This window comes from Streptomyces sp. NPDC030862 (genome assembly GCF_055571835.1).
Window position 1 is genome coordinate 637,746 of record NZ_JBVIEN010000002.1, and the last position, 21,504, is coordinate 659,249.

Genomic DNA, 21,504 nt, shown 5'->3' on the forward strand with positions numbered 1-21,504 from the left:
CCGCGCGTCAGGACGCGGCGGTCTCGGGGGCGGACGCCTCGGGAGCCGGCGTCTCGGACACGGGCGCCGTGGCCGCCGCCTCGTCGGGCCTCGGGAACGCCGCCCGGCTGTTGAGGGTCAGCGCCGTGTACACGCCGCCGCCCACCAGGCCCGACAGGATGAAGCTGCAGTCCACGCCGCCCGTCACGAGCAGCAGCGGGCCCCCGTAGAGCGGGGTCGACACGGCCGCCAGGCCCACCGCCGCGCCCACCGCCCACGCCAGGGTGGCGCGCGGCTCCCAGCCGGCCCGGTACCAGTAGATGCCGCCCTTGGCGCGGCGGTTGTAGACCTGGAGCGCCTCGCGGTCGTACGCCCCGCCGCAGCCGATGTGACCCATCAGCGTGATGACCGCCCACGGCGTGCCGATCGCGGTCAGCAGCAGCACGAACGACGTCATCGCCGACTGCGCGTCCCACGCGAAGTGCCCCGCGAAGACGAACGCCGTCGCCACGGCCGCCACCACGAGCGTGGACGTGGTGCGCGTGGCGCGCGGGATGATCGCGTCCAGGTCGAGGCCCATCGAGTAGAGCATCAGCCCCGCGTTGCCGACCGACCCCGCGCTCGCCGCGATCAGCAGCGGCACCAGGTACCAGGGCGCGGCGGTCTCGACCAGCGGCCCCGCGTAGTCCAGCCCGGCGCGGGCGGCGAGGGCCGTGAACGTACCGAAGAGCTGCGGCACCAGCAGGCCCGCGAACAGGCCGACGCAGGTGGCCCGCCACACGGTGCGCGGGCTGTGCCGCTCGGGCGAGACGTACCGCGTGTAGTCGCCGAGCAGGGTGATGAAGGCGATCGGCCCGCTCAGGCCCGCCGCCACGGCGGACAGCAGCCAGGTCGGCCAGAAGGAGCCCAGCAGGTACGGCGTGTCCGGCGGCGGCGCGGCCGTGAAGTCGCCCGCGTACGCGACGATGCCGAGGGCGAGCAGCACCGTCATGCCGATGGCGAGGGCCCTGCTGAGGCGCAGCAGCAGCCGGTAGCCGAAGACGGCGGCGACCACGGTGCAGCCGGCGAGCAGCACGTACACGAGCGTGTGCGCGAAGGCGCCGGTCGGCACGTCGAAGAGGCGCGACAGCGTGCCGAGCATCACGTCGCCGCCGATCCACAGCGTGAGCGCGGTGTACCCCAGCGACAGCAGGAGGCCGACGATCGAGCCGACGAGCCGGCCGCGTACGCCGAAGAAGGCGCCGCTGGAGGTGGAGAGGTTGGTCGCGGTGCGCAGCGATATGAGCGCCAGCGGCGCGGTGACGATCACGCCGACGACCGTTCCGGCCAGCACCGACGTGACGGCGGGCCACAGGCCGAGGCCGAACGAGACCGGCAGCCAGCCGAAGACGATCACGCCCAGGCACAGGTTCGATCCCAGCAGGATCGAGACGAGGTCACGCGGCCCGCTGGTGCGTTCCGCCTCGGGGATGGTGTCGACTCCGCGCTGTTCGATCTGCATGCGCTGCTCCCTGCTCTCAGCTCCATCAGCTGGTGGGGGTCCTGGTTTGAGTGTCGCTCTAATTGGAGCGGCGCTCAATGTGACCTACGCCGCGCACCCGCGTCAATGCTTCTCGGAAAGAAATCTTGTGGTTAGAGTGGTGCTCAAACAGGAAGGTGTGGTGACGTGCGACTGACCCCCACGGAACGCGACCGGCTGCTGCTCTTCGGCGCCGCCGAGCTCGCCCGGGCCCGCCGGGCCCGTGGCCTCAAGCTCAATGTCCCCGAGGCGACCGCCCTCATCGCGGACACCGTCTGCGAGGCCGCCCGGGACGGCAAGCGCCTCGCCGAGGCGATCGAGGCCGCCCGCTCGGTGCTGGGACCCGACGACGTCCTGCCGGGCGTCGCGGACGTCGTGACCGAGGTCCATGTCGAGGCCGTCTTCGACGACGGCTCGCGGCTCGCCGTGGTCAGCGACCCCATCGGCGGGAGCCTGGGCGAGCAGGCCCCGGGCGCGCTGCTGCCGGGGCCGGAGCACGCCGACCCCGAGCCCGTGGTGCGGCTCCTCGTCACCAACACCGCGAAGGTGCCGGTCTCCGTCACCTCGCACTTCCACTTCTTCGAGGCCAACCCCCGGCTCGACTTCGACCGCGCCGCGGCCTACGGCATGCGGCTCGCCGTCCCCGCCGGATCGTCCGTGCGCTTCGGCCCGGGCGAGAGCGAGGAGGTCGGCCTGGTGCCGATCGGCGGCGACCGGATCGCGATCGGCTTCGCCGGCCTGGTCGACGGGCCGCTGGACGCCCCGGGCGCCCGCGAGGAAGCACTGCGCCGCGCCGCCGCCTGCGGCTACCTCGGCGTACCGGAAACCACTGAGCAGGAGGTCGAGCGATGAGCCGCCCCGGAGGCCACCCCGCCGAAGCGCGCCGCCTCACCCCGTACGAGTACGCCGCCACCCACGGCCCCCGCGCCGGCGACCGCGTCCGCCTCGGAGACTCGGGCCTGACCGTCCGCGTCGAGTCCGACTCGCAGGCGTATGGCGAGGAGTTCCTCGCCGGGTTCGGCAAGACGGCCCGCGACGGCCTGCACCTGAAGGCCGCGGCCGTCCGCGAGACCTGCGACGTCGTGATCAGCAACGTGCTCGTCATCGATGCCGTCCAGGGCATCCGCAAGGTGTCCATCGGCATCCGCGAGGGCCGCATCCACGCCATCGGCCGCGCCGGCAACCCCGACACCCTCGACGGCGTCGACGTCGTCATCGGCACCGGCACGTCGATCGTCTCCGGCGAGGGCCTCATCGCCACCGCGGGCGCCGTCGACACCCACGTCCACCTGCTGTCGCCGCGGATCATGGAGGCGTCGCTCGCCTCCGGCGTGACCACGATCATCGGCCAGGAGTTCGGCCCGGTGTGGGGCGTCGGCGTCAACTCGCCGTGGGCGCTGCGCCACGCCTTCAACGCCTTCGACGCCTGGCCCGTCAACATCGGCTTCCTCGGCCGCGGCTCGTCCTCCCACGAGGCCCCGCTCGTCGAGGCGCTCGCCGAGGGCGGCGCCTCCGGCTTCAAGGTGCACGAGGACATGGGCGCGCACACGCGGGCGCTGGACACGGCGCTGCGCGTGGCGGAGGAGTACGACGTCCAGGTCGCGCTGCACAGCGACGGCCTCAACGAGTGCCTCTCGGTGGAGGACACCCTCAAGGTCCTCGAAGGCCGCACCATCCACGCCTTCCACATCGAGGGCTGCGGCGGCGGCCACGTCCCCAACGTCCTGAAGATGGCGGGCGTGCCGAACGTCATCGGCTCGTCCACCAACCCCACCCTGCCCTTCGGGCGGGATGCGGTCGCCGAGCACTACGGCATGATCGTCTCCGTCCACGACCTGAAGACAGACCTGCCCGGCGACGCGGCCATGGCCCGCGACCGGATCCGGGCCGGGACGATGGGCGCGGAGGACGTGCTGCACGACCTGGGCGCGATCGGCATCACGTCGTCGGACGCACAGGGCATGGGAAGGGCCGGCGAGACCGTACGCCGGACCTTCGCCATGGCCGGGAAGATGAAGGGCGAGCTCGGCCCGCTGGACGGCGACGGGGACGGCGACGACAACGCCCGCGTCCTGCGCTACATGGCCAAGCTCACCATCAACCCGGCGATCGCCCACGGCCTCGCGCACGAGGTGGGCTCGATCGAGGTCGGCAAGCTCGCCGACATCGTGCTGTGGCGGCCGGAGTACTTCGGCGCCAAGCCGCAGCTCGTCCTGAAGTCGGGCTTCCCCGCGTACGGGGTCGTGGGCGATCCGAACGCCGCCACCGACACCTGCGAACCGCTCGTGCTCGGCCCGCAGTTCGGCGCGCACGGCGCCACCGCCGCCGACATCTCCGTCGCCTTCGTGTCGGGCGCGGCCGCCCAGCTCGGCGCCGACAAGATGCCCACGCGCCGGCGCCGGGTCGCGGTACGCGGCACGCGCGGCATCGGCCCCGGAAACCTGCTCCTCAACTCCCGCATCGGAGAGGTGGCCGTCGACGAGCGCACCGGGCTCGTCACGCTCGACGGCGACCCGGTCCGCTCGGACCCCGCCGACTCCGTCTCCCTCAACCGCCTCTACTTCCTCTGAAGTACCTCCCGTGAAGGACCACACGATGTTCCGCATGCCCGCCGAATGGGCCCCGCACGAGCGCACCTGGATGGCCTGGCCCGGCCCCAACCCGACCTTCACCAACGACGAGGAGCTGGCGGAGGCGCGCCGCGCCTGGGCGTCGGTCGCCCGCGCCGTACGCCGCTTCGAGCCGGTCACCGTGGTGCACGGCCCCGGCCAGGAGGAGTCCGCCCGCGAGCTCCTCGGCCCGGACATCGACCTCGTCGAGCGCGACCTGGACGACGCCTGGATGCGCGACATCGGCCCCACCTTCGTCACCGACGGCGAGCAGCTCGCCGCCGTGGACTGGGTCTTCAACGGCTGGGGCGCCGCCGACTGGGCGCGCTGGGAGCACGACTCCAAGATCGCCCGCCATGTCGCGGACATCGCCGGAGTCCCCGTACACAGCAGCCCGCTCGTCAACGAGGGCGGCGCCATCCACGTCGACGGCGAGGGCACCGTCCTCCTCACCGACACCGTGCAGCTCGGCCCCGAGCGCAACCCCGAGTGGACCCGCGAGCAGGTCGAGGCGGAGATCCACGCCAAGCTCGGCACCACCAAGGCCATCTGGCTGCCGCGCGGCCTGACCGGCGACTACGGCATGTACGGCACCCGCGGCCACGTCGACATCGTCGCCGCCTTCGCCCGCCCCGGCACGGTCGTCGTCCACACCCAGCCCGACCCGGCCCACCCGGACCACGAGCTGTGCAAGGCCAACGTCGAACTGCTGCGCAACCAGACCGACGCCAAGGGCCGCCGCCTGGAGGTCATCGAGATCCCCGCGCCGACCGTCCTCCAGGAGGACGGCGAGTGGGTCGACTACTCCTACATCAACCACTACATCTGCAACGGCGGCGTGGTGCTGTGCGCCTTCGACGACCCGCGCGACGAGATAGCGGCCGGCATCTTCCGCCGCCTCTTCCCGGACCGCACGGTCACGCTGGTCGACGCCCGCGCGATCTTCGCGGGCGGCGGCGGCATCCACTGCATCACCCAGCAGCAGCCCAAGGTCTGAGCGGGATCGGGTACAACGTACGAGTGAACGAACCCCAGGCGCCCCAGGTCACACCCGTCACACGGCGGCGAGGCCGCAACGCCGCGCCGCCGCGCGAGGAGGTGCTCGCCGCCGCCATGGAGACCATCGCCGAGCGCGGGCTCGAAGGGCTCACCATGGCGGGGCTGGGGCGCGAAGTCGGGATGAGCAGCGGGCACCTGCTCTACTACTTCCGCACCAAGGACGAGCTGCTGCTCCAGACCCTGGAGTGGAGCGAGGGCCGGCTCGGCGCCGAGCGCAGCGCGCTGCTCTCGCGCCAGTCGGCCCCGGTGCGGGAGCGGCTCGCGGCGTACGTCGACCTGTACGTGCCCGACGGGCCGCGCGACCCGCACTGGACGCTGTGGCTGGAGGTGTGGAACCGGTCGCAGAACGCCGACGACGACGCCCGTGCGCGCCAGGCCGCCATCGAGGGGGCCTGGCACCGCGACCTGGTGGCGCTGCTCGCCGAGGGCGTCTCGCGCGGCGAGCTGCGGCCCGTCGACCCGGACCGGTACGCGGCGCGGCTGCGCGCGCTGCTGGACGGGTTCAGCGTGCACGTCGCCGTGGGCATCCCGGGCACGGGGCGGGCGCAGGTGCTCGACCACGTCCGGGAGTTCATCGAGGACAGCCTCATACCGTGACCGTGAGAGAGAGGGACGGGTCGACCGCATCGTGAGACCCGTCCCCGCCCCTCTGCCCATCTGTGGCAAACTGCCCGGGTGCTTGCTACCACCATGATTATGGGCAGCAGCGCGCCGGTCCGCAGTGACCGCTGAATCGCGGAAGAATCCCCGCGGCAGTGGACACCATGCCCCAGACCCGCGCGCAGACCTCTCGCACCCGCGAGAGGTTTTTTCGTTTTCCGGCACCTACCCCCGGCGGAAGCGAGCGGCGCGCGACGATGGGGGCAGTGGAGCTAAACGTCCGGAGCCGTATCCAACAGGAGCCATCACCGTCATGACCACGGAGACCGACAGCCATTCCGCCGACGCGAGCCCGGTCGACGACAGTTTCCATGTCTTCGACACCACGCTGCGCGACGGCGCCCAGCGTGAGGGGATCAACCTCACCGTCGCCGACAAGCTGACCATCGCCCGGCACCTGGACGACTTCGGCGTGGGCTTCATCGAGGGCGGCTGGCCCGGCGCCAACCCCCGCGACACCGAGTTCTTCGCCCGCGCGGCGAGCGAGCTGCGCCTGAAGCACGCGCAGCTCGTCGCCTTCGGCGCCACCCGCCGCGCCGGCACCACCGCCGCCGAGGACCCGCAGGTCAAGGCGCTCCTGGAGTCCGGCGCCCCGGTGATCACGCTGGTCGCCAAGTCGCACGACCGCCACGTCGAGCTGGCCCTGCGCACCACGCTGGACGAGAACCTCGCGATGGTCGCCGACACCGTCTCCCACCTGCGCGAGCAGGGCCGCCGCGTCTTCGTCGACTGCGAGCACTTCTTCGACGGCTACCGCGAGAACCCCGCCTACGCCAAGGCGGTCGTCCGCGCCGCGCACGAGGCCGGGGCCGACGTCGTCGTCCTCTGCGACACCAACGGCGGCATGCTCCCCGCCCAGATCCAGGCCGTCGTCTCCACCGTCCACGCCGACACCGGCGCCCGCCTCGGCATCCACGCCCAGGACGACACCGGCTGCGCCGTCGCCAACACCCTCGCCGCCGTCGACGCGGGCGCCACCCACGTCCAGTGCACCGCCAACGGCTACGGCGAGCGCGTCGGCAACGCCAACCTCTTCCCGGTCGTCGCCGCGCTGGAGCTGAAGTACGGCCGCAAGGTCCTCCCCGAGGGCTCCCTGCGCGAGATGACCCGCATCTCGCACGCCATCGCCGAGGTGGTCAACCTGACCCCCTCCACCCACCAGCCGTACGTCGGTCTCTCCGCCTTCGCCCACAAGGCCGGCCTCCACGCCTCCGCCATCAAGGTCGACCCGGACCTCTACCAGCACATCGACCCCGAGCTGGTCGGCAACACCATGCGGATGCTCGTCTCCGACATGGCCGGCCGCGCCTCCATCGAGCTCAAGGGCAAGGAGCTCGGCATCGACCTCGGCGGCGACCGCGAGCTGGTCGGCCGGGTCGTCGAGCGCGTCAAGGAGCGCGAGCTCAAGGGCTACACGTACGAGGCCGCCGACGCCTCCTTCGAGCTGCTGCTGCGCGCGGAGGTCGAGGGCAGGTCCCGGCGCTACTTCCGTACCGAGTCGTGGCGCGCGATCGTCGAGGACCGCCCCGACGGCACCCACGCCAACGAGGCCACCGTGAAGCTGTGGGCCAAGGGCGAGCGCATCGTCACCACCGCCGAGGGCAACGGCCCGGTCAACGCCCTGGACCTGGCCATGCGCGCCGGGCTGGAGCGGATCTACCCGCAGCTCGCGAAGCTGGAGCTGGTGGACTACAAGGTCCGCATCCTGGAGGGCGTGCACGGTACGCAGTCGACGACCCGCGTCCTGATCACCACGAGCGACGGCGCGGGTGAGTGGTCGACGGTCGGCGTCGGCGAGAACGTCATCGCCGCGTCCTGGCAGGCGCTGGAGGACGCATACACGTACGGCCTGCTGCGGGCGGGCGTCGAGCCGACGGACTAGACCCATACGGGTGAGAGCGCCGTCGGCTTGTGACTGTGGCGGTCGGGACACGGGTTTCCCGACCGCCACACCGTTCACTGGGAGCCGAGTCGGCCTTCCACTCTGCCCACGAGGTCACGGCACTTCGTGGTGTTCTTGAACAACGGTGCAAGATAGTTGTTCGGATATGCCTCCTCAACGGACTGGATCAGGGCGTCCAGCACGCTTCCCGTGACGTCATGGACCCGGTCGAGCTCCATCTGCCAGTCATACTTCGGGTCGTCCACCTTGCTCAGGTTCAGCTGATTGAAGACCAGCTGCAGAATCAGGCGATTTCCGTGCGTGGCGATTGCGTAGTCCCGGTCGGCCAGATCAGTGCGCCGATCGGCGAGGTCTGCCTCGACGACGCGCATGACTTGTACGCAACGCCAGACCTTGTGAGCGGTCGTCCCGCCGTTGAACAGGTTCACGTACGGAGCTCGTGCCGTGTTCTCGGAGAGCCGCCCCACCGCACTTTTGGCCATCACGGAGTAATAGGGGTCGTTGTAGGCGCACGCCAGCGCCACCAGGGCGTCTTGTACGGTGCAGCCGTCGGCCTCGGCCGGAGGGTTCTCGCCGCGCTTCACGGAGTACTGCTTGCGGAGTGAGAGGAGCATGTCCCGCCGAATCCGCTCCTGCTGCTGGTCCAGTGCGACGAAGTCCCGGCTTTCGACGCTGTTCTGCGTATTGGTAGCCCGCGTGACATCAATGGCGAAGTCAGGAGGGCAGCCTTCGAGCGAGATGAAGCGTACCCACACCCGGGCGTCGTCGAGGGCCTGGGCATCCTTCCTCGCGGCCCGGTGAATGCTGGCCACTGTCTGGGCGCCATTCACCACACTGACGCCTGTGATGGAGAAATCGCCGTAGGTGTGCGTGGCACCGCCGCGAGGTGTCTTCTTGATCGATTCACAGAGGGCTGTGATGCCGTTGTTGAAGTACCAGAAGTGCTGCCCCTGGGTGAGCAGTGTGTTCGTCAGCCCTTCGTTCACGTCGGTGTTTCCCAGTGACTTGCGAAGGTTCTGTGAGAAGAGCCGGTCGCCGTGGTTCTCGTACCAAGAAGCGATCTCGGACGCCTGCACCAATCCGTAGTAGGCCTGATAGGGAAGGTCCACCGTCCCCCACTGCTCGATCGGCACGTTGAGCTCGATGCTAGGGCCGGCGGTGCCCTCCACTACCATGGAGTGGAACTCTTTGAGTCCCAGCGTTTCAAGCGAGACCACAGGGTCGTTTTCGTTGACCTCGTTGAGGAAGTCGTCGAAGACCAGGCGAGCCTCCGCCGGGAGCGTGGTCCTTCCCGTGGTTGCCACCACGATGATGAAGGTGATCGAGGCATCGCTCAGGGCATCGGCGATGGATTTCTGCCGGGCCTGCAGCGCAGGGGAGAAGCGGTCGAAGCGCATGTTGAACAGGTCGCTGCATCCATTGCGGATCTTCAGTGCGTCCGCTTGAGAGAGGCCCGCATCTCCCGAACCGTCCCACTTCGACTGCACGAGAACGATTCGGCGGTTCTCGTTGTCAATGGCGAGCGCATCAATGCCATTGTCGTGGAAACCGTCCACCACTGCTTCGGCCGCTTCTTCGGGTGCCATGCCGGTGAAGCGCTGAATCGCCCGAGCAGCGAGGGCCCGGCTGAGGAAGGCCGGGCGCCGCTGTTTCTCCGGCTTCCCCTCGTAATCACTGAGGTCGATCCGCCCCTCGAAGTCCTCCGTCAGGGAGTCCTCAATGTGTCGAACGCGCAAGGCACGCACAGCCGTCCCACCCCTTGGTGTCGTGTCAATGCGACAAGGTTACCGATCACACAGGGGCTGATCGTCGGTTTATGCGGTAGCGCCTGCTTGCGGCCTCCTTGTCTCCCGCCCTTGACGTGAGGCCGGATTTGCGGCTTCTTAGCCCGAATGGGGTATTTTTGACTCATGAGGACCAGGCGGTTTCCCTTGTGGTCGGCGCTGGCAGGGCTGGTGCTGATGCTGCTGGTCGCCTTGGCTCCCGGAGCTGGGGCCAAGGCCACGGGTCTGTCCGACGCCGGTGACGCCCTCCGACAGGGGCCGGTATACGTCCACCCGCAGGCGGCCGGAGAGCTACCGAAGGCCGACGCGGACGCGCTCGCCGACAAGATCCGTGAGGCGGATAAGCCGGTCTTCGTGGCCGTGCTCCCCGCGAGCGCCGAGTTCCCCCGCGAGAACCTGCTGCGCAACCTGCGCGCCGAGACCGGCATCACCGGTGTGTACGCCGTACGGCTCGGTGACGCGTTCGCCGCCGGGGCCGACCGGGCCGTGATGTCGAACCAGGCCGTGGGCAACATCGTGAGCGCGGTGCGCCAGCCCGGCGCGGACGCCGCGACCCAGCTGGACAACTTCGTCGACCAGGCCCTCCCACTGGCCCGGGGCTCCGCTCCCGGCGCCTGGGAAGGCGTCCCCGGTGACGGCGCGCCCGTCGGCGGGCTGATCACCCTCGGCGCGGTCGCCGCGGCCGGCGGCGCCACCGCCTTCACGGTCGTACGGCGCAGGCGGCAGCGGCGCGAGGCCGAGGAGCGCGAGGCGCTGGAGCGGATGCGGGTCGTCGTGGACGAGGACATCACCGCCTTCGGCGAGGAGCTGGACCGGCTCGACTTCCACCCGGCCGAGCCCGGCGCCGACGACGCGATGCGGGCCGACTACGAGCACGCCCTCGACGCGTACGACAAGGCCAAGTCCCAGATGGGCCAGGCCCGGCACCCCCATGACGTACGGGGCGTGACCGAGGCCCTCGAGGACGGCCGCTTCGCGCTGGCCGTCCTCGCCGCCCGCCGCGAGGGCCGCCCGCTTCCCGAGCGGCGGGCACCCTGCTTCTTCGACCCGCGCCACGGCCCGGCGGCCACCGAGGCCCCGTGGGCCCCGGCCGGCGGCGCGGTCCGCGAGGTGCCGGTCTGCGCGGCGGACGCGGCACGCCTCGCGGAGGGCGAGGAGCCGATGGCCCGCACCGTCGACACCGATTACGGCCGCCGCCCCTACTGGGAGGCCGGCCCGGCCTACGGCCCCTGGGCGGGCGGCTACTTCGGCGGCGGCCTGCTGCCCGGCCTGCTGATGGGCACCATGCTCGGCTCGATGCTGTCCACCCCGGCGTACGCGGCGGAGTACGGCGGCGGCGAGTTCGAGGGCGGCGACTTCTCCGGCGCCGACTTCAGCGCCTCCGACTTCGGCGGCGGTGGCGGCGACTGGGGCGGCGGTGGCGACTTCGGTGGCGGCGGCTTCGGAGGCGGCGACTTCGGCGGGGGAGGGTTCTGACGCCGAGCACCTTGTGACCGGGAACCCCGCCCCCGATACTCGGCCTGACCCGGCGCGGCGCCGGGGAAGGCGGGGGCCGGGGGGCCGGTATGGGCGAAGGCGTGCGCGTCGCACTTCTCTGGCTGGGACTCTTCGGCCTGGTCCATGCCGCCCTGCTCGTGTGCCGGCTCGTGCGCCTGCACACCGACCGGCAGGCCGTGGACGAGGTCATCGCCTCCCGCCCCAACCTGGTGCAGGCCGCCCACCTCGCCGACCCGAGAGAAGCCGACGCCCTCGCGGTACGCCTCCTGCTCGCCGGTCGCGCGGTACGGGTCGACGCCGACGGGCTGATCCTGCCGACGGGTGAGCCGACGCCCGCCGTCGACAGCGGTACGGGCCGGGCGGCCCTGGAAGCGCTGCGGGACGCGATCGGTGCGCGGCCCTCCGGTACGAAGCTGTACGAGGTGCGCGAGGCGGACCCGGAGTTCGCCGGCTACCGGCGGCTGCGGGACGAGGCGGTACGGCGGATCCCCCATGAGGCGCGGATCGGCCGGATGACGGACAGCAGCCGTATCCCGGTGGGTGTGGCGGCCTTCGTCCTGATGTGCGGCATGGCGTTGCACGCGCTGGCGGTACGTGCCCCGGTGCCGTGGCTCGGCGACGGCGGGTGGTGGATCTTCGTCTGGATCCCGCTGTGGGGGCTGGCCACCCTGACGGCTTTCGCCTGGCCGGACGGCGACCCCCGCCCCGGGCTGCTACGGCTGCGGGCGCACTGCGGCGACCTGCTCCGCGCGGCGCTCGGGGAGGAGGATCCCGCCTCGCTGTCCGCGCTTCGGTCGCACGCGTACCGCTCCAGCCGGTCCGAAAGCTGGTGGGAGCGCGGCGGCGCGGACGGCGGCGACGCTGGTAGTTCCTGCGGGAACAGTTGCGGAAGCGGCTGTGGAGGCGACTGACCCGCACCGCGGCGGGCCGGGCAACCGGACGCTGGTGTTCCCTGGTCAGGCGCAGGGTAGGACCGGAACACGTGGGTGCCACCGGCTCGGGGAGTGCGGTATGCGGCGGCGGATAGTCGGTGCCTCGGTCATCACCGCCACGGCGGTGGCCTCCATCGTCGCGGCCTTCGCGGCCCCATGGACACCGCTCTCCGTGTTCGCGATGGCCATGGCGGCTGTCGCGTTCTGCTCGTGGCTCTACGTAGGCATCCTCGGCACCAATGACTACAGGGACTCCTCCACGGGGGGCCGGGGCGACGGGGGGCACGGCCCCGGCGGCGGGTGCGGCGGAGACGCCGGCTGCGGAGGCGGCGGCTGCGGCGGTCTGTGAGCGCTGCTCGCGGCACTCCCCGTACTCTCGGCGACCATGGTCGAACACGATGCCCTCAGTACCACCCGCGCGGCCTACGACGCCGCTGCCGCCACGTACGCGGAGCTGTTCCGCGACTCGCTACGCGACAGGCCGCTGGACCGCGCGATCCTGGGTGCCTTCGCCGAGGTCGTCACCGCGGGCGGAGCCGGTGAAGTCGCGGACCTCGGGTGTGGACCCGGCCACGTCACCGCGTACCTGGCCGATCTGGGGCTGGCGGCGTTCGGCGTCGACGCCTCTCCGGCGATGATCGAGCTGGCCCGGCAGGCCCATCCGGGCCTGCGGTTCGACGTGGGCTCGATGGCCGCGCTGGACATCCCCGACGGCGAACTGGGCGGCGTACTCTCCCGTTGGTCCCTCATCCACACGCCGCCGGAGGAAGTCCCCGCGATCCTGGGGGAGTTCCACCGCGTGCTCGCGCCCGGCGGCCACCTGCTGATCGGCTTCTCGGCGACCGAAGACCCGTCCCGCCTGACGCAGGTCTTCGATCACGCGGTGGCACCGGCCTACCGGTGGTCGCCGGACCACCTCGCCGGGCTGCTGCGCGAGGCCGGGCTGGGGGAGGTGGCCCGGATGGTGTGCGAGCCGCAGCCCACCGACCGGCGGCAGTTCCAGGAGGTGCAGCTCCTGGCCCGCAAGGCCTAGAAGGGAGCCAGGGAGCCGGACCAGGTCGCGGACACCCGGTGCGTGGGGGAGCGGAACCCCGGCGAGCTCGTGTGGTGCGGGTTCCGGTCTAAAGTGCTTCCGTCCCCTCATACCCAGACACGTACGCGCGAGGAGCAGCCGTGACCGACCCGGCGTCCATATCCCTCCAGCAGCAGATCGCCCAGGACCTCCAGGTCAGCGCGTCCTTCGACGCCCGGCAGGAGATCGAGCGGCGGGTGTCCTTCCTCGCCGGCCGGCTGACCTCCACGGGCCTGCGCTCCCTGGTGCTGGGCATCAGCGGCGGTGTGGACTCCACGACCGCGGGCCGCCTGTGCCAGCTCGCGGTCGAGCGGGTCCGGGCCGCCGGGCAGGACGCCACCTTCTATGCGATGCGCCTGCCCTACGGCGTCCAGGCCGACGAGCAGGACGCGCAGGTGGCGCTCGACTTCATCCGCGCCGACCGGGTCCTGACCGTCGACGTGAAGCCCGCCAGCGACGCCGCCCTGGAGGCCGCGCTGGCCGGGGGCACGGCCTTCCGTGACGCGCACCACCAGGACTTCGTCCACGGCAACATCAAGGCGCGTCAGCGCATGATCGCCCAGTACGCGGTCGCGGGCGCGTACGACGGCCTGGTGGTCGGCACCGACCACGCCGCCGAGGCGGTCTCCGGGTTCTTCACCAAGTTCGGCGACGGCGCGGCCGACGTGGTCCCGCTCACCGGCCTCACCAAGCGCCGCGTCCGGGCCATCGCGGAGGCCCTGGGCGCCCCGGCCTCGCTGGTGTGGAAGACCCCCACCGCGGACCTGGAGACCCTGAAGCCGGGCCTGCCGGACGAGGAGGCGCTCGGCGTCACGTACGACGACATCGACGACTTCCTGGAGGGCAAGCCGGTCTCCGAGGCCGCCTTCGCGGCCATCGTCCGCCGCTACGAGCTCACCGAGCACAAGCGTCAGCTGCCGATCGCCCCCTGAGCCGCCGCACGGTCAACTCGCCGCCTCGCGCAGAGCACCGATCCGGTGAACTTCCGTCACCGTAAGGGTGGTCGGCCGTTACCGCGCGTGGTGGCGGTGACCTGCGATGATCACCGCCGTACCGCGAGGATCGGGGGGTTTTGCCTTCTTGATCAGGTGGGGGGTGCTTCCTAGGGTCCGCGCCATGAGCATCCCCACCGAGCCCATCGGCAGCATCCCCCGCCCGCGCGCCCTCCAGCAGGCCCTCGCCGAGCACGCCGCGGGGCGGCTGGGCGACGAGGAACTGGCGAAACTGCAGAAGCAGGCCACCGCCGAGACCCTCGCCCGGCTGGAGAGCCTCGGCTGTCCCGTACTCGTCGACGGTGAGCAGTCCAAGCCGAGCTTCGTCACGTACCCGATCGCGGGGCTCGCCGGCCTCGCCCCGGACGGCGCCGTCATCCCCTTCGCCGATGGCCACACCCGTCAGCTGCCCCGCCTGACCGCCGGGCCGTTCCGCTACCAGGTCCACGCGGACACCTACCTGCGCAACGCCCAGAACCACACCGACCGCCCCATCAAGCAGGCGGTCATCGCGCCGTCCGCCCTCAGCCTGCTCTACCCGGGCGACGGCATCGGCGGCTACTCCCGCGAGGCGTTCCTGCGCGACCTCGCCGACGAGGCGGAGGCCGACATCCGGGGCTGTCTGGAAGCGGGCGCCCACGGTGTACAGCTCGACTTCACCGAAGGGCGGCTGTCGCTCAAACTGGACCCGAGCGGCGGGGTGCTGGACCAGTTCATCGAGCTCAACAACGTGGTGCTCGGCCGGTTCTCCGACGACGAGCGGGCCCGCATCGGCGTCCACACCTGCCCGGGCGGCGACCAGGACTCCACGCACAGCCTCGACATCGACTACGCGGAGCTGCTGCCCAAGCTCTTCCAGCTCAAGGCCGGGAACTTCTACGTCCAGCTGGCGAGCGAGCCCGACCCCGAGCGCGTACTCCGCATCATCGCCGAACAACTGCGGCCGGACGTCCGGGTGTTCATCGGCGTGACGGATCCGATCGGCGTGGCCGTCGAGACGCCGGAGGAGGTACGCGACCGGGTGCTGCTCGCGGCCCGCCACATCCCGGTCGACCAGCTGGGCACCTGCGACGACTGCGGCTTCGCGCCCTTCGCGGACGACACCTCCACCTCGCGCGACCTCGCCTTCGCCAAGATCGAGGCCCGCGTACGCGGAACGGAACTGGCGGCCCAGGCCCTGGGTCTCTGAGCGCGAGCCCCTACGCCTGGTTGCGGTGCCGGGCCGCCCTTGCTCCGAGTGTGGCGGGCGCGTTGCCGGGTGGCGGGTGGGTGGGTGGTGTTCAGGCTGGTGGGCGGGGGCGAGCCGACCGGGCGGCCGAGCGGTGGCGCCGGTAGTAGGAGAAGGTGACGGCAGCGGTCAGCGGCCCCCACAGGGCCAACGGCTGGTAGAGGATGCCGACGACAAGGCTTCCGAGGGGCGTCATGTCATCGTGCGGATACGCCCACCACCAGGGCACGACGGCCCAGATCAGCGTCAGAGCCACCGAGCCGAGGGCGGCGGGGACGACGACGGCCAGGGGCCGGACCCGTCGCCCTCCGATCAGCGGTATCCAGCACGGCACGACCTCGCCCCAAGGTCGTACCAGCCCGATCGTCAGGAGGGCGATCAGCTCGCAGACCACGCTCAGCGTGAGCATCACCACCTTGGAACCGAAGGTCTCGAACGGCACGAAGCCTTCCTCGGTGTAGCCGGCGGGGTGCCCCAGCACCATGACGATGCGCCACAGGCCGCTCGGCAGGACGACGAGCGCGGTCAGGTGAGCGGCCCAGACCGCCCAACGGGGCGGTGCGGGTACGGAGACGACCGGGGTAAAAGGCGGCTGCATGCTCATGCGTCTCATCATCGAGCGGCCCCCGGCGCATGCCATCAGCCTGCACGGCTGACTGGACTGACCACGGGAACGAGAACCGCGCCCCGCGCTCAGCCGCGCGGCGGAACCACCGTCATACCCCGAGGCGATGGGCTCGGCCACACCGTCCACGCCCCGCCCCCACGCAGACGCCCCGTAAAGATCTCCGGGTCCGCGAACACATCTCCCGCCACGTGCCTATGCTGCCGTGAGCACCTCAAGATCGTCTGCTGAAACTCACGGGGACATGAACAAGTACACAGTGATGGCCACCGGCCTCCTCCTGTCGCTCGGGCTCGTCACGGGCTGCAGCTCCTCCGACGGCGGCGGGGAGTCCGCCACCGCCAAGCCGAAGGGTGGCGGCTCGGCGTCTCCGAGCGCCAGCGCGGCGCCCAAGGGGCCCGTTTACGGCGGTCCCGCGATACCCGGTCTCGCCGCGAAGCCGGCGTGGAGCCTGCCGGCCGGCCACGCGATCGACCTCGGCGAGACCCTGCTGTTCGTCAAGACCGCCCAGGGCGAGTACGCCCTGGGCCGGGGCTACAAGGAGGAACCCGTCGACGGCTCGGTCGGCACCCTGCACTTCACCAACGACCCTGAGCCCGTCACCCTCGAGTTCCGGGACGTGAAGACCGGCGAGGTGCGCAAGACCCTCAAGGTGGCGACCAGTCGCGTAGCCGCCACGACCTGGCACAACGGCGTCCCGGCGGTCGCGGTGTTCGCCGGCGCCACTACCGAGTCCGACGGCCTGAGCGCCGAGAAGACCACCACCACGGTCACCGTCTACGGCGCCGACGGCAAGGAGCTGGGCAAGGCCCAGCGCGAGGGCGACACGTTCCACGTCCACGAGGGCCACCTCATCGAGCAGGACGGCGACCTGAGCCTGAAGCTCACGCCCATCGACGGCGGGGCCGCCCGCAAGGTCACCTGCACCGGCCAGATCGCGGCGCAGTGCTCCTACGACCCGCGGAACCACGAGATCGACGGCGGCCAGGCCCACGCCCCGCTGATCACCGGCACGTACGCCTTCCACATCGAGAACGTGTCCGGCTACGACAACAAGCGCGAGGAGCTCGTCATGACGGACCTCGCCACCGGCAAGAAGGCGTGGAGCACCGCGGACGTCACCCCGCCCGCGGGCGTGGTCCTGAACGAGGACGGCGAGCGCAGGACCGGCAACCTCCGCGTCCTCGACGTACGCGACGGCCGCATCCTCACCGCCTGGGGCGCGGACGCCCTGACGCCGGACACCTGGATCACGGCGACGTACGACATGGCGACCGGCAAGCAGGTCGGCGGATCCAGCAAGTACGCCTACGCGGACAGCCCCCACGACACCGTCAACACCGAGGGTTCGTCCGTGTTCTCGCCCGACCGCACCCTCGCCGCCGTCGAGACGGAGAACGGCACCGCCGTGTGGCAGCCCGCCGACGGCAAGGAGGTCTGGGCCCAGAAGGAGGAGGAGATCGCGATGAAGCCGCTGCGCTTCTCCCCGAACGGCGTGCTGTACGGCATCACCCAGGAGGACCAGTTCAGCGAGGCGCAGTTCCTCGCCGTCGACGGCCGCACCAAGAAGGTGCTCGCCAAGAGCCTGCCCGAGGAGAACGTCCCGCTGTTCACCAAGCAGTCCGGGTACGGCTACATCAGCACGGCGAAGGGCTTCTTCCTCTTTCCCGCGCAGGACTGAGACGCGGCGCTTGGATTAACCGGGGGGCGTTGTTGGACTGGCGTCGCCGCACGGAGTCCGTTTCGTTGACGGTGCCGCGAGGCGACCGTTACGCCAGTGGCCATGTCGCCACGATTCCGTGCGGTGTGCGCCCTCGCCGCCGCTTCAGCCGCCGTGTTCGCCCTGGCGGGTCCGGCCACCGCCGGACCGCCCCCCGCCGCCGCCCAAGGGGAGCCGTTACTCATCGGCTCCCCGCAGCTCGCGGTCGCCGTCGCCCGCGACTTCCCGCGTGTCCTGTCGTACACCGACCGCGCGAGCGGGGCGCGGCTCCTCGGCAGTACGAGCCCCGTCACGCACGTCACCCTCAACGGCACGGCGTACGCGGTGCGGCTCACGGCCGAGCCAGCCGTCAGCGGCACCGGCGTCCGCTACACCCTCGGCTTCCCCGGCCTGCCGGGGGTCGAGGTCGACGCCGCGCTCACCGTCTCCGGGCGCGTCACCACCTTCAAGGTGACCGCCGTCCGCGACACCGACGCCTTCCGGGTCGGGACCATCGAGATACCCGGGCACGACCTGGTGTCGGTCGGCTCGGCCGAGCCGGGCGCCGCCACCGCGTTCACCCGCCTCGACCCCGACTCGACGCGTACCGCCGATGTGTTCGCGCCCGCGCCGGAACGGGCGGAAGCGGCAGCGCAAGGGGCGTCGTACGCCCTCGTCAACACCGGCTCCCTCGCCGCCGCCGTCGAGTCCAACTCCAGCTACGACAAGCCCTCCGGCCCCACCAACGGCGACGACGCCCGCTTCTGGCACCAGGCCCGGCAGGCGGGTGACGGCGGCGTACGCGTCGGCGTGTGGTCCGGGCAGTGGACCTACCGGGGCGACGGCGCACCCCGGCCCGAGAGCGGCGGCGACCTTCCCTGGGCCAAGGTCGTCGTCACGCCGGACGCCAACGGCGACGGCCGGACCGACTGGCAGGACGGCGCCATCGCCTTCCGTACGATCGGGATCAAGGCGCCCGGCAGCGAGCAGACGCCCGACCGGGTGGTCACCCACATCCCGTTCAACTTCGCCAGCCAGGCCACCCACCCCTTCGCCCGCACCCTCGACGACGTCAAACGCGTCGCGCTCGCCACGGACGGCCTCGGCCAGCTCGCGGTCCTCAAGGGGTACGGCTCCGAAGGCCACGACTCGGCCCACCCCGACTACGGCGGCAACTACAACAAGCGCGCCGGCGGCCTCGACGACCTCAACAAGCTGCTGCGCGCCGGCGAGAAGTGGGGCGCCACCTTCGGCGTCCACGTCAACGCCACCGAGTCGTACCCGGAGGCCCACCACTTCAGCGAGACCCTCGTCGACAAGACGAAGCCCGGCTGGAACTGGCTCAACCAGAGCTACTACATCAACCAGCGCCGCGACGTCACCAGCGGCGACCTGGCCCGCCGCTTCCAGCAGCTGCGCGACGAGACCGACCGCAACCTCAGCTTCCTCTACATCGACGTGTACTACACGCACGGCTGGATCGCCGACAAGACCCTCCAGGCCGTGCAGGCGCAGGGGTGGCACGTGGGCACGGAGTGGTCGGACAAGTTCGAGCGGGCCTCGCTCTGGTCGCACTGGGCCAACGACCTCGACTACGGGGGCGCGACCAACAAGGGCCTCAACTCCCAGATCATCCGCTTCATCCGCAACGGCGAGAAGGACGTCTGGAACAACCACCCCGTCCTCGGCCAGACGGCCCTGGAGGACTTCGAGGGCTGGACCGGCGAGACCGACTTCACCGCCTTCACCGCGAACGTCTGGCAGAAGAACCTGCCCGCCAAGTACCTCCAGCGCCAGAAGATCCTGCGCTGGAACGGGGACGACATCACCTTCACCGGCGGCGTACGCGGCACCGTCGAGAACGGCCGCCGCACCTTCTACGAGCACGGCCGCAAGGTCCTGGACGGGGATCGCTACCTGCTCCCGTGGAAGGGCAAGCTGTACCACTACAACAAGGCCGGAGGCACCAGCAGTTGGGCCGTGCCGCCGGGTGCGTACACGATCTACCAGCTGACCGACAACGGGCGTGTGAAGTCCGGCACCGTACGCCCCGCCCAGGACGGCCGGATCACCCTCACGGCCGCCGCCGGGCAGGCGTACGTCCTCTCCCCGGACCGCGCCCCCGCCCCGCCGCTCCCCGAGCCGCGCTGGGGCGAGGGCACCCCGGTCGCCGACCCCGGCTTCAACGACGCGCGCCTGGACGCCTGGACCCGTACCGGGGCGGTGGCGCGCCACACCGACGAGCAGGGCCGCACCAGCGCCGCGCTGACCGGGGCTGCGGCCGCCGGGCTGGCCCAGCGGATCGAGGGCCTCACACCCGGCAAGCGGTACAGCGCCTCCGCCTGGATCGAGGTCCAGCCGGGTGCCACGCGCCGTACGACCCTCTCCATCGGCGGCGCGTCCGTCGCCGTCGACCGCTCGGCCGTCCCGAACCGGATCGCCGCCTCCGACTGGCACGGGACACGCATGCAGCGGGCCAAGGTCCACTTCACGGCACCCGCCGACGGCCGCGCCACGCTCGCGATCCGCGCCGAGGGCGGCAGCGCGGCGACCGTGCGCGTCGACGACGTACGGATCGTCGCCAACGACCCCGCGACCAGGCCGGGTGCGGTGGTGTACGAGGACTTCGAGGCCGTCGACCAGGGGTGGGGGCCGTTCCTGAAGGGCGACGCGGGCGGGGCCAACGACCCCCGTACGCACGTGAGCCAACTGCACGCGCCCTACACGCAGGCCGGCTGGAACGGGAAAGCGATCGACGACGTCCTGGAGGGCCGCGAGTCCCTCAAGGCCCACGACGAGAACACCGGCCTCGTCTACCGCACCGCCCCGTGGACCGTGCCGATGAAGGACGGGCACAGCTACCGGGTGGAGTACGACTACCAGTCCAGTCACGCGGGCGCGTACGAGTGGGTGACCGGGTACGACCGGGCCGACGGCACCTCGGCGGAGACCCGCCGCACACCGATCCCGCAGCAGCGAACCACCGGACGGTTCAGCGAGACCCTGACCGCCGGGTGCGGCGACACCTGGACGGGGCTGCGCAAGCGCGCCGACGCCCCGGACGGCGCCGACCTCGTCCTCGACCGGTTCACCGTCACCGACCTCGGCCCGGCCGCCCGGCCCGCCGCCTGCGGCACGCTCGCCCTCGCCGCGGGCGAACCCCTGGAGCCGGGGCGGGGACACGACGTCACGGCGACCTTCGGTAACGACGAGGCGACCGCCGTCACCCCGTCCGTCACGCTCGCCCTGCCGGAGGGCTGGACCGCCGAGCCGTCCGGCCCCATCACGCTGGACGCGGTCGCGCCCGGCGCCCAGGCCACCGCCACCTGGAAGGTCACGCCCCCGGTGGACGCGCCGTACCGGGCGTACGCGCTCACGTCCTCGGCCACGTACACGCTCGGCGGCACGGAACGGAGCCTCACCGCCGCCACGTCCGTCCGCACCCTGCCGCCCCCGCCGACCGCCGACGCCTGGGCGAGCGACCTGGACTGGGCGTCGGCCCGCAGCGGCTGGGGGCCCGTCGAGCGGGACATGTCCAACGGCGGGACGGCGGCGGGCGACGGCGGCCCGCTGCGGATCGGGGGAGTGGCGTACGCCAAGGGCCTGGGCACCCACGCTCCCGCCACCGTGCGCTACCACCTGGGCGGGAAGTGCACCGCCTTCACCGCCGAGGTGGGCGTGGACGACGCACAGGCGACGCGGGGCAGCGTGCGGTTCACCGTCGCGGCGGACGGCGTGGAGAAGGCCGCGTCGCCGGTGCTGAGGGCGAGTGACGCCGCCTGGTCCCTGACGGCCGACGTCACGGGCGCGTCCTACGTCGACCTGGTCGTCGGTGACGGCGGCGACGGCAACGGCAACGACCACGCGGACTGGGGGAACGCCCGGTTCCGCTGCGGCGGCTGACGTCCGGACAGACCGGTTGCGGACGGCGGTCGTGTCCGTCCAG

At 71.5% G+C, this 21,504-nt stretch carries 16 protein-coding genes; 13 read left to right on the forward strand and 3 right to left on the reverse strand.

Going from position 1 to position 21,504, the window contains the following annotated elements; all coding sequences use genetic code 11:
- Nucleotides 1-7: 7 nt before the first annotated feature.
- The gene (locus tag ACZ42X_RS07140; protein WP_468285147.1) at nucleotides 8-1,480 is read right to left on the reverse strand and encodes a cytosine permease; all 1,473 of its coding nucleotides are present in this window, start codon (nucleotides 1,478-1,480) and stop codon (nucleotides 8-10) included.
- Nucleotides 1,481-1,645: 165 nt separating this feature from the next.
- Between ACZ42X_RS07140 and ureA the strand changes: the two genes are divergently transcribed.
- The 5 genes from ureA to cimA all read left to right on the forward strand — a co-directional run bounded on the left by ureA (nucleotide 1,646) and on the right by cimA (nucleotide 7,708).
- Nucleotides 1,646-2,350, forward strand: coding sequence for an urease subunit gamma (ureA, locus tag ACZ42X_RS07145; RefSeq protein ID WP_468285150.1), 705 nt, complete (start codon nucleotides 1,646-1,648; stop codon nucleotides 2,348-2,350).
- Nucleotides 2,347-4,068, forward strand: a complete 1,722-nt coding sequence (locus tag ACZ42X_RS07150; RefSeq protein ID WP_468285154.1) for an urease subunit alpha — start codon at nucleotides 2,347-2,349, stop codon at nucleotides 4,066-4,068. The genes ureA and ACZ42X_RS07150 overlap by 4 nt, the downstream gene beginning before the upstream one ends.
- A 25-nt stretch (nucleotides 4,069-4,093) precedes the next feature.
- On the forward strand, nucleotides 4,094-5,104 hold the full coding sequence (locus ACZ42X_RS07155) for an agmatine deiminase family protein (RefSeq protein ID WP_468285664.1): 1,011 nt from the start codon (nucleotides 4,094-4,096) through the stop codon (nucleotides 5,102-5,104).
- 116 nt (nucleotides 5,105-5,220) lie between these two features.
- Complete coding sequence (locus ACZ42X_RS07160) at nucleotides 5,221-5,763, forward strand: TetR/AcrR family transcriptional regulator (RefSeq protein WP_468285667.1); 543 nt, start codon at nucleotides 5,221-5,223, stop codon at nucleotides 5,761-5,763.
- A gap of 316 nt (nucleotides 5,764-6,079) precedes the next feature.
- On the forward strand, nucleotides 6,080-7,708 hold the full coding sequence (gene cimA, locus ACZ42X_RS07165; RefSeq protein WP_468285157.1) for a citramalate synthase: 1,629 nt from the start codon (nucleotides 6,080-6,082) through the stop codon (nucleotides 7,706-7,708).
- A 74-nt stretch (nucleotides 7,709-7,782) separates the two neighbouring features.
- Here the strand turns inward: cimA and ACZ42X_RS07170 are convergent, their stop codons facing one another.
- Nucleotides 7,783-9,474 carry an AIPR family protein gene (locus ACZ42X_RS07170; RefSeq protein WP_468285160.1) on the reverse strand — a complete coding sequence of 564 codons (1,692 nt, stop codon included), beginning with the start codon at nucleotides 9,472-9,474 and terminating at the stop codon, nucleotides 7,783-7,785.
- 165 nt (nucleotides 9,475-9,639) lie between these two features.
- Between ACZ42X_RS07170 and ACZ42X_RS07175 the strand changes: the two genes are divergently transcribed.
- The 6 genes from ACZ42X_RS07175 to ACZ42X_RS07200 all read left to right on the forward strand — a co-directional run bounded on the left by ACZ42X_RS07175 (nucleotide 9,640) and on the right by ACZ42X_RS07200 (nucleotide 15,195).
- Nucleotides 9,640-10,989 carry a hypothetical protein gene (locus tag ACZ42X_RS07175; protein WP_468285163.1) on the forward strand — a complete coding sequence of 450 codons (1,350 nt, stop codon included), beginning with the start codon at nucleotides 9,640-9,642 and terminating at the stop codon, nucleotides 10,987-10,989.
- Between the two features lie 101 nt (nucleotides 10,990-11,090).
- Nucleotides 11,091-11,921 carry a hypothetical protein gene (locus ACZ42X_RS07180; RefSeq protein WP_468285165.1) on the forward strand — a complete coding sequence of 277 codons (831 nt, stop codon included), beginning with the start codon at nucleotides 11,091-11,093 and terminating at the stop codon, nucleotides 11,919-11,921.
- A gap of 100 nt (nucleotides 11,922-12,021) precedes the next feature.
- Nucleotides 12,022-12,291 (forward strand): hypothetical protein, encoded by a 270-nt coding sequence (locus ACZ42X_RS07185; protein WP_468285168.1) that lies wholly within the window; start codon nucleotides 12,022-12,024, stop codon nucleotides 12,289-12,291.
- Between the two features lie 36 nt (nucleotides 12,292-12,327).
- Nucleotides 12,328-12,975 (forward strand): class I SAM-dependent methyltransferase, encoded by a 648-nt coding sequence (locus ACZ42X_RS07190; protein WP_468285171.1) that lies wholly within the window; start codon nucleotides 12,328-12,330, stop codon nucleotides 12,973-12,975.
- A gap of 140 nt (nucleotides 12,976-13,115) precedes the next feature.
- Nucleotides 13,116-13,946 carry an ammonia-dependent NAD(+) synthetase gene (gene nadE / locus ACZ42X_RS07195; protein WP_468285174.1) on the forward strand — a complete coding sequence of 277 codons (831 nt, stop codon included), beginning with the start codon at nucleotides 13,116-13,118 and terminating at the stop codon, nucleotides 13,944-13,946.
- A gap of 184 nt (nucleotides 13,947-14,130) precedes the next feature.
- Nucleotides 14,131-15,195: a cobalamin-independent methionine synthase II family protein gene (locus tag ACZ42X_RS07200; protein WP_468285177.1), complete on the forward strand. Its 1,065-nt coding sequence runs from the start codon at nucleotides 14,131-14,133 to the stop codon at nucleotides 15,193-15,195.
- Between the two features lie 91 nt (nucleotides 15,196-15,286).
- On the opposite strand, the gene ACZ42X_RS07205 is transcribed toward ACZ42X_RS07200, so the two are convergent.
- Nucleotides 15,287-15,847 (reverse strand): hypothetical protein, encoded by a 561-nt coding sequence (locus ACZ42X_RS07205; protein ID WP_468285670.1) that lies wholly within the window; start codon nucleotides 15,845-15,847, stop codon nucleotides 15,287-15,289.
- 256 nt (nucleotides 15,848-16,103) lie between these two features.
- Here ACZ42X_RS07205 and ACZ42X_RS07210 point away from each other — a divergent pair, with 256 nt between their 5' ends.
- Entirely contained in the window at nucleotides 16,104-17,540 is a 1,437-nt protein-coding gene (locus ACZ42X_RS07210) for a hypothetical protein (protein ID WP_468285179.1), read from the forward strand.
- A gap of 102 nt (nucleotides 17,541-17,642) precedes the next feature.
- Nucleotides 17,643-21,461 (forward strand): endo-alpha-N-acetylgalactosaminidase family protein, encoded by a 3,819-nt coding sequence (locus tag ACZ42X_RS07215; RefSeq protein ID WP_468285182.1) that lies wholly within the window; start codon nucleotides 17,643-17,645, stop codon nucleotides 21,459-21,461.
- The last annotated feature ends 43 nt before the right edge of the window (nucleotides 21,462-21,504 follow it).

Coding starts and splice junctions, on each gene's coding strand:
- ACZ42X_RS07210 (WP_468285179.1), top strand. CDS start 16,104: ATGAACAAGTACACAGTGATGGCCACCGGCCTCCTCCTGTCGCTCGGG.
- ACZ42X_RS07155 (WP_468285664.1), top strand. CDS start 4,094: ATGTTCCGCATGCCCGCCGAATGGGCCCCGCACGAGCGCACCTGGATG.
- ACZ42X_RS07175 (WP_468285163.1), top strand. CDS start 9,640: ATGAGGACCAGGCGGTTTCCCTTGTGGTCGGCGCTGGCAGGGCTGGTG.
- ACZ42X_RS07190 (WP_468285171.1), top strand. CDS start 12,328: ATGGTCGAACACGATGCCCTCAGTACCACCCGCGCGGCCTACGACGCC.
- ACZ42X_RS07160 (WP_468285667.1), top strand. CDS start 5,221: ATGGAGACCATCGCCGAGCGCGGGCTCGAAGGGCTCACCATGGCGGGG.
- ACZ42X_RS07200 (WP_468285177.1), top strand. CDS start 14,131: ATGAGCATCCCCACCGAGCCCATCGGCAGCATCCCCCGCCCGCGCGCC.
- ACZ42X_RS07150 (WP_468285154.1), top strand. CDS start 2,347: ATGAGCCGCCCCGGAGGCCACCCCGCCGAAGCGCGCCGCCTCACCCCG.
- ACZ42X_RS07215 (WP_468285182.1), top strand. CDS start 17,643: ATGTCGCCACGATTCCGTGCGGTGTGCGCCCTCGCCGCCGCTTCAGCC.
- ACZ42X_RS07185 (WP_468285168.1), top strand. CDS start 12,022: ATGCGGCGGCGGATAGTCGGTGCCTCGGTCATCACCGCCACGGCGGTG.
- ACZ42X_RS07205 (WP_468285670.1), bottom strand. CDS start 15,847: ATGAGACGCATGAGCATGCAGCCGCCTTTTACCCCGGTCGTCTCCGTA.
- cimA (WP_468285157.1), top strand. CDS start 6,080: ATGACCACGGAGACCGACAGCCATTCCGCCGACGCGAGCCCGGTCGAC.
- ACZ42X_RS07140 (WP_468285147.1), bottom strand. CDS start 1,480: ATGCAGATCGAACAGCGCGGAGTCGACACCATCCCCGAGGCGGAACGC.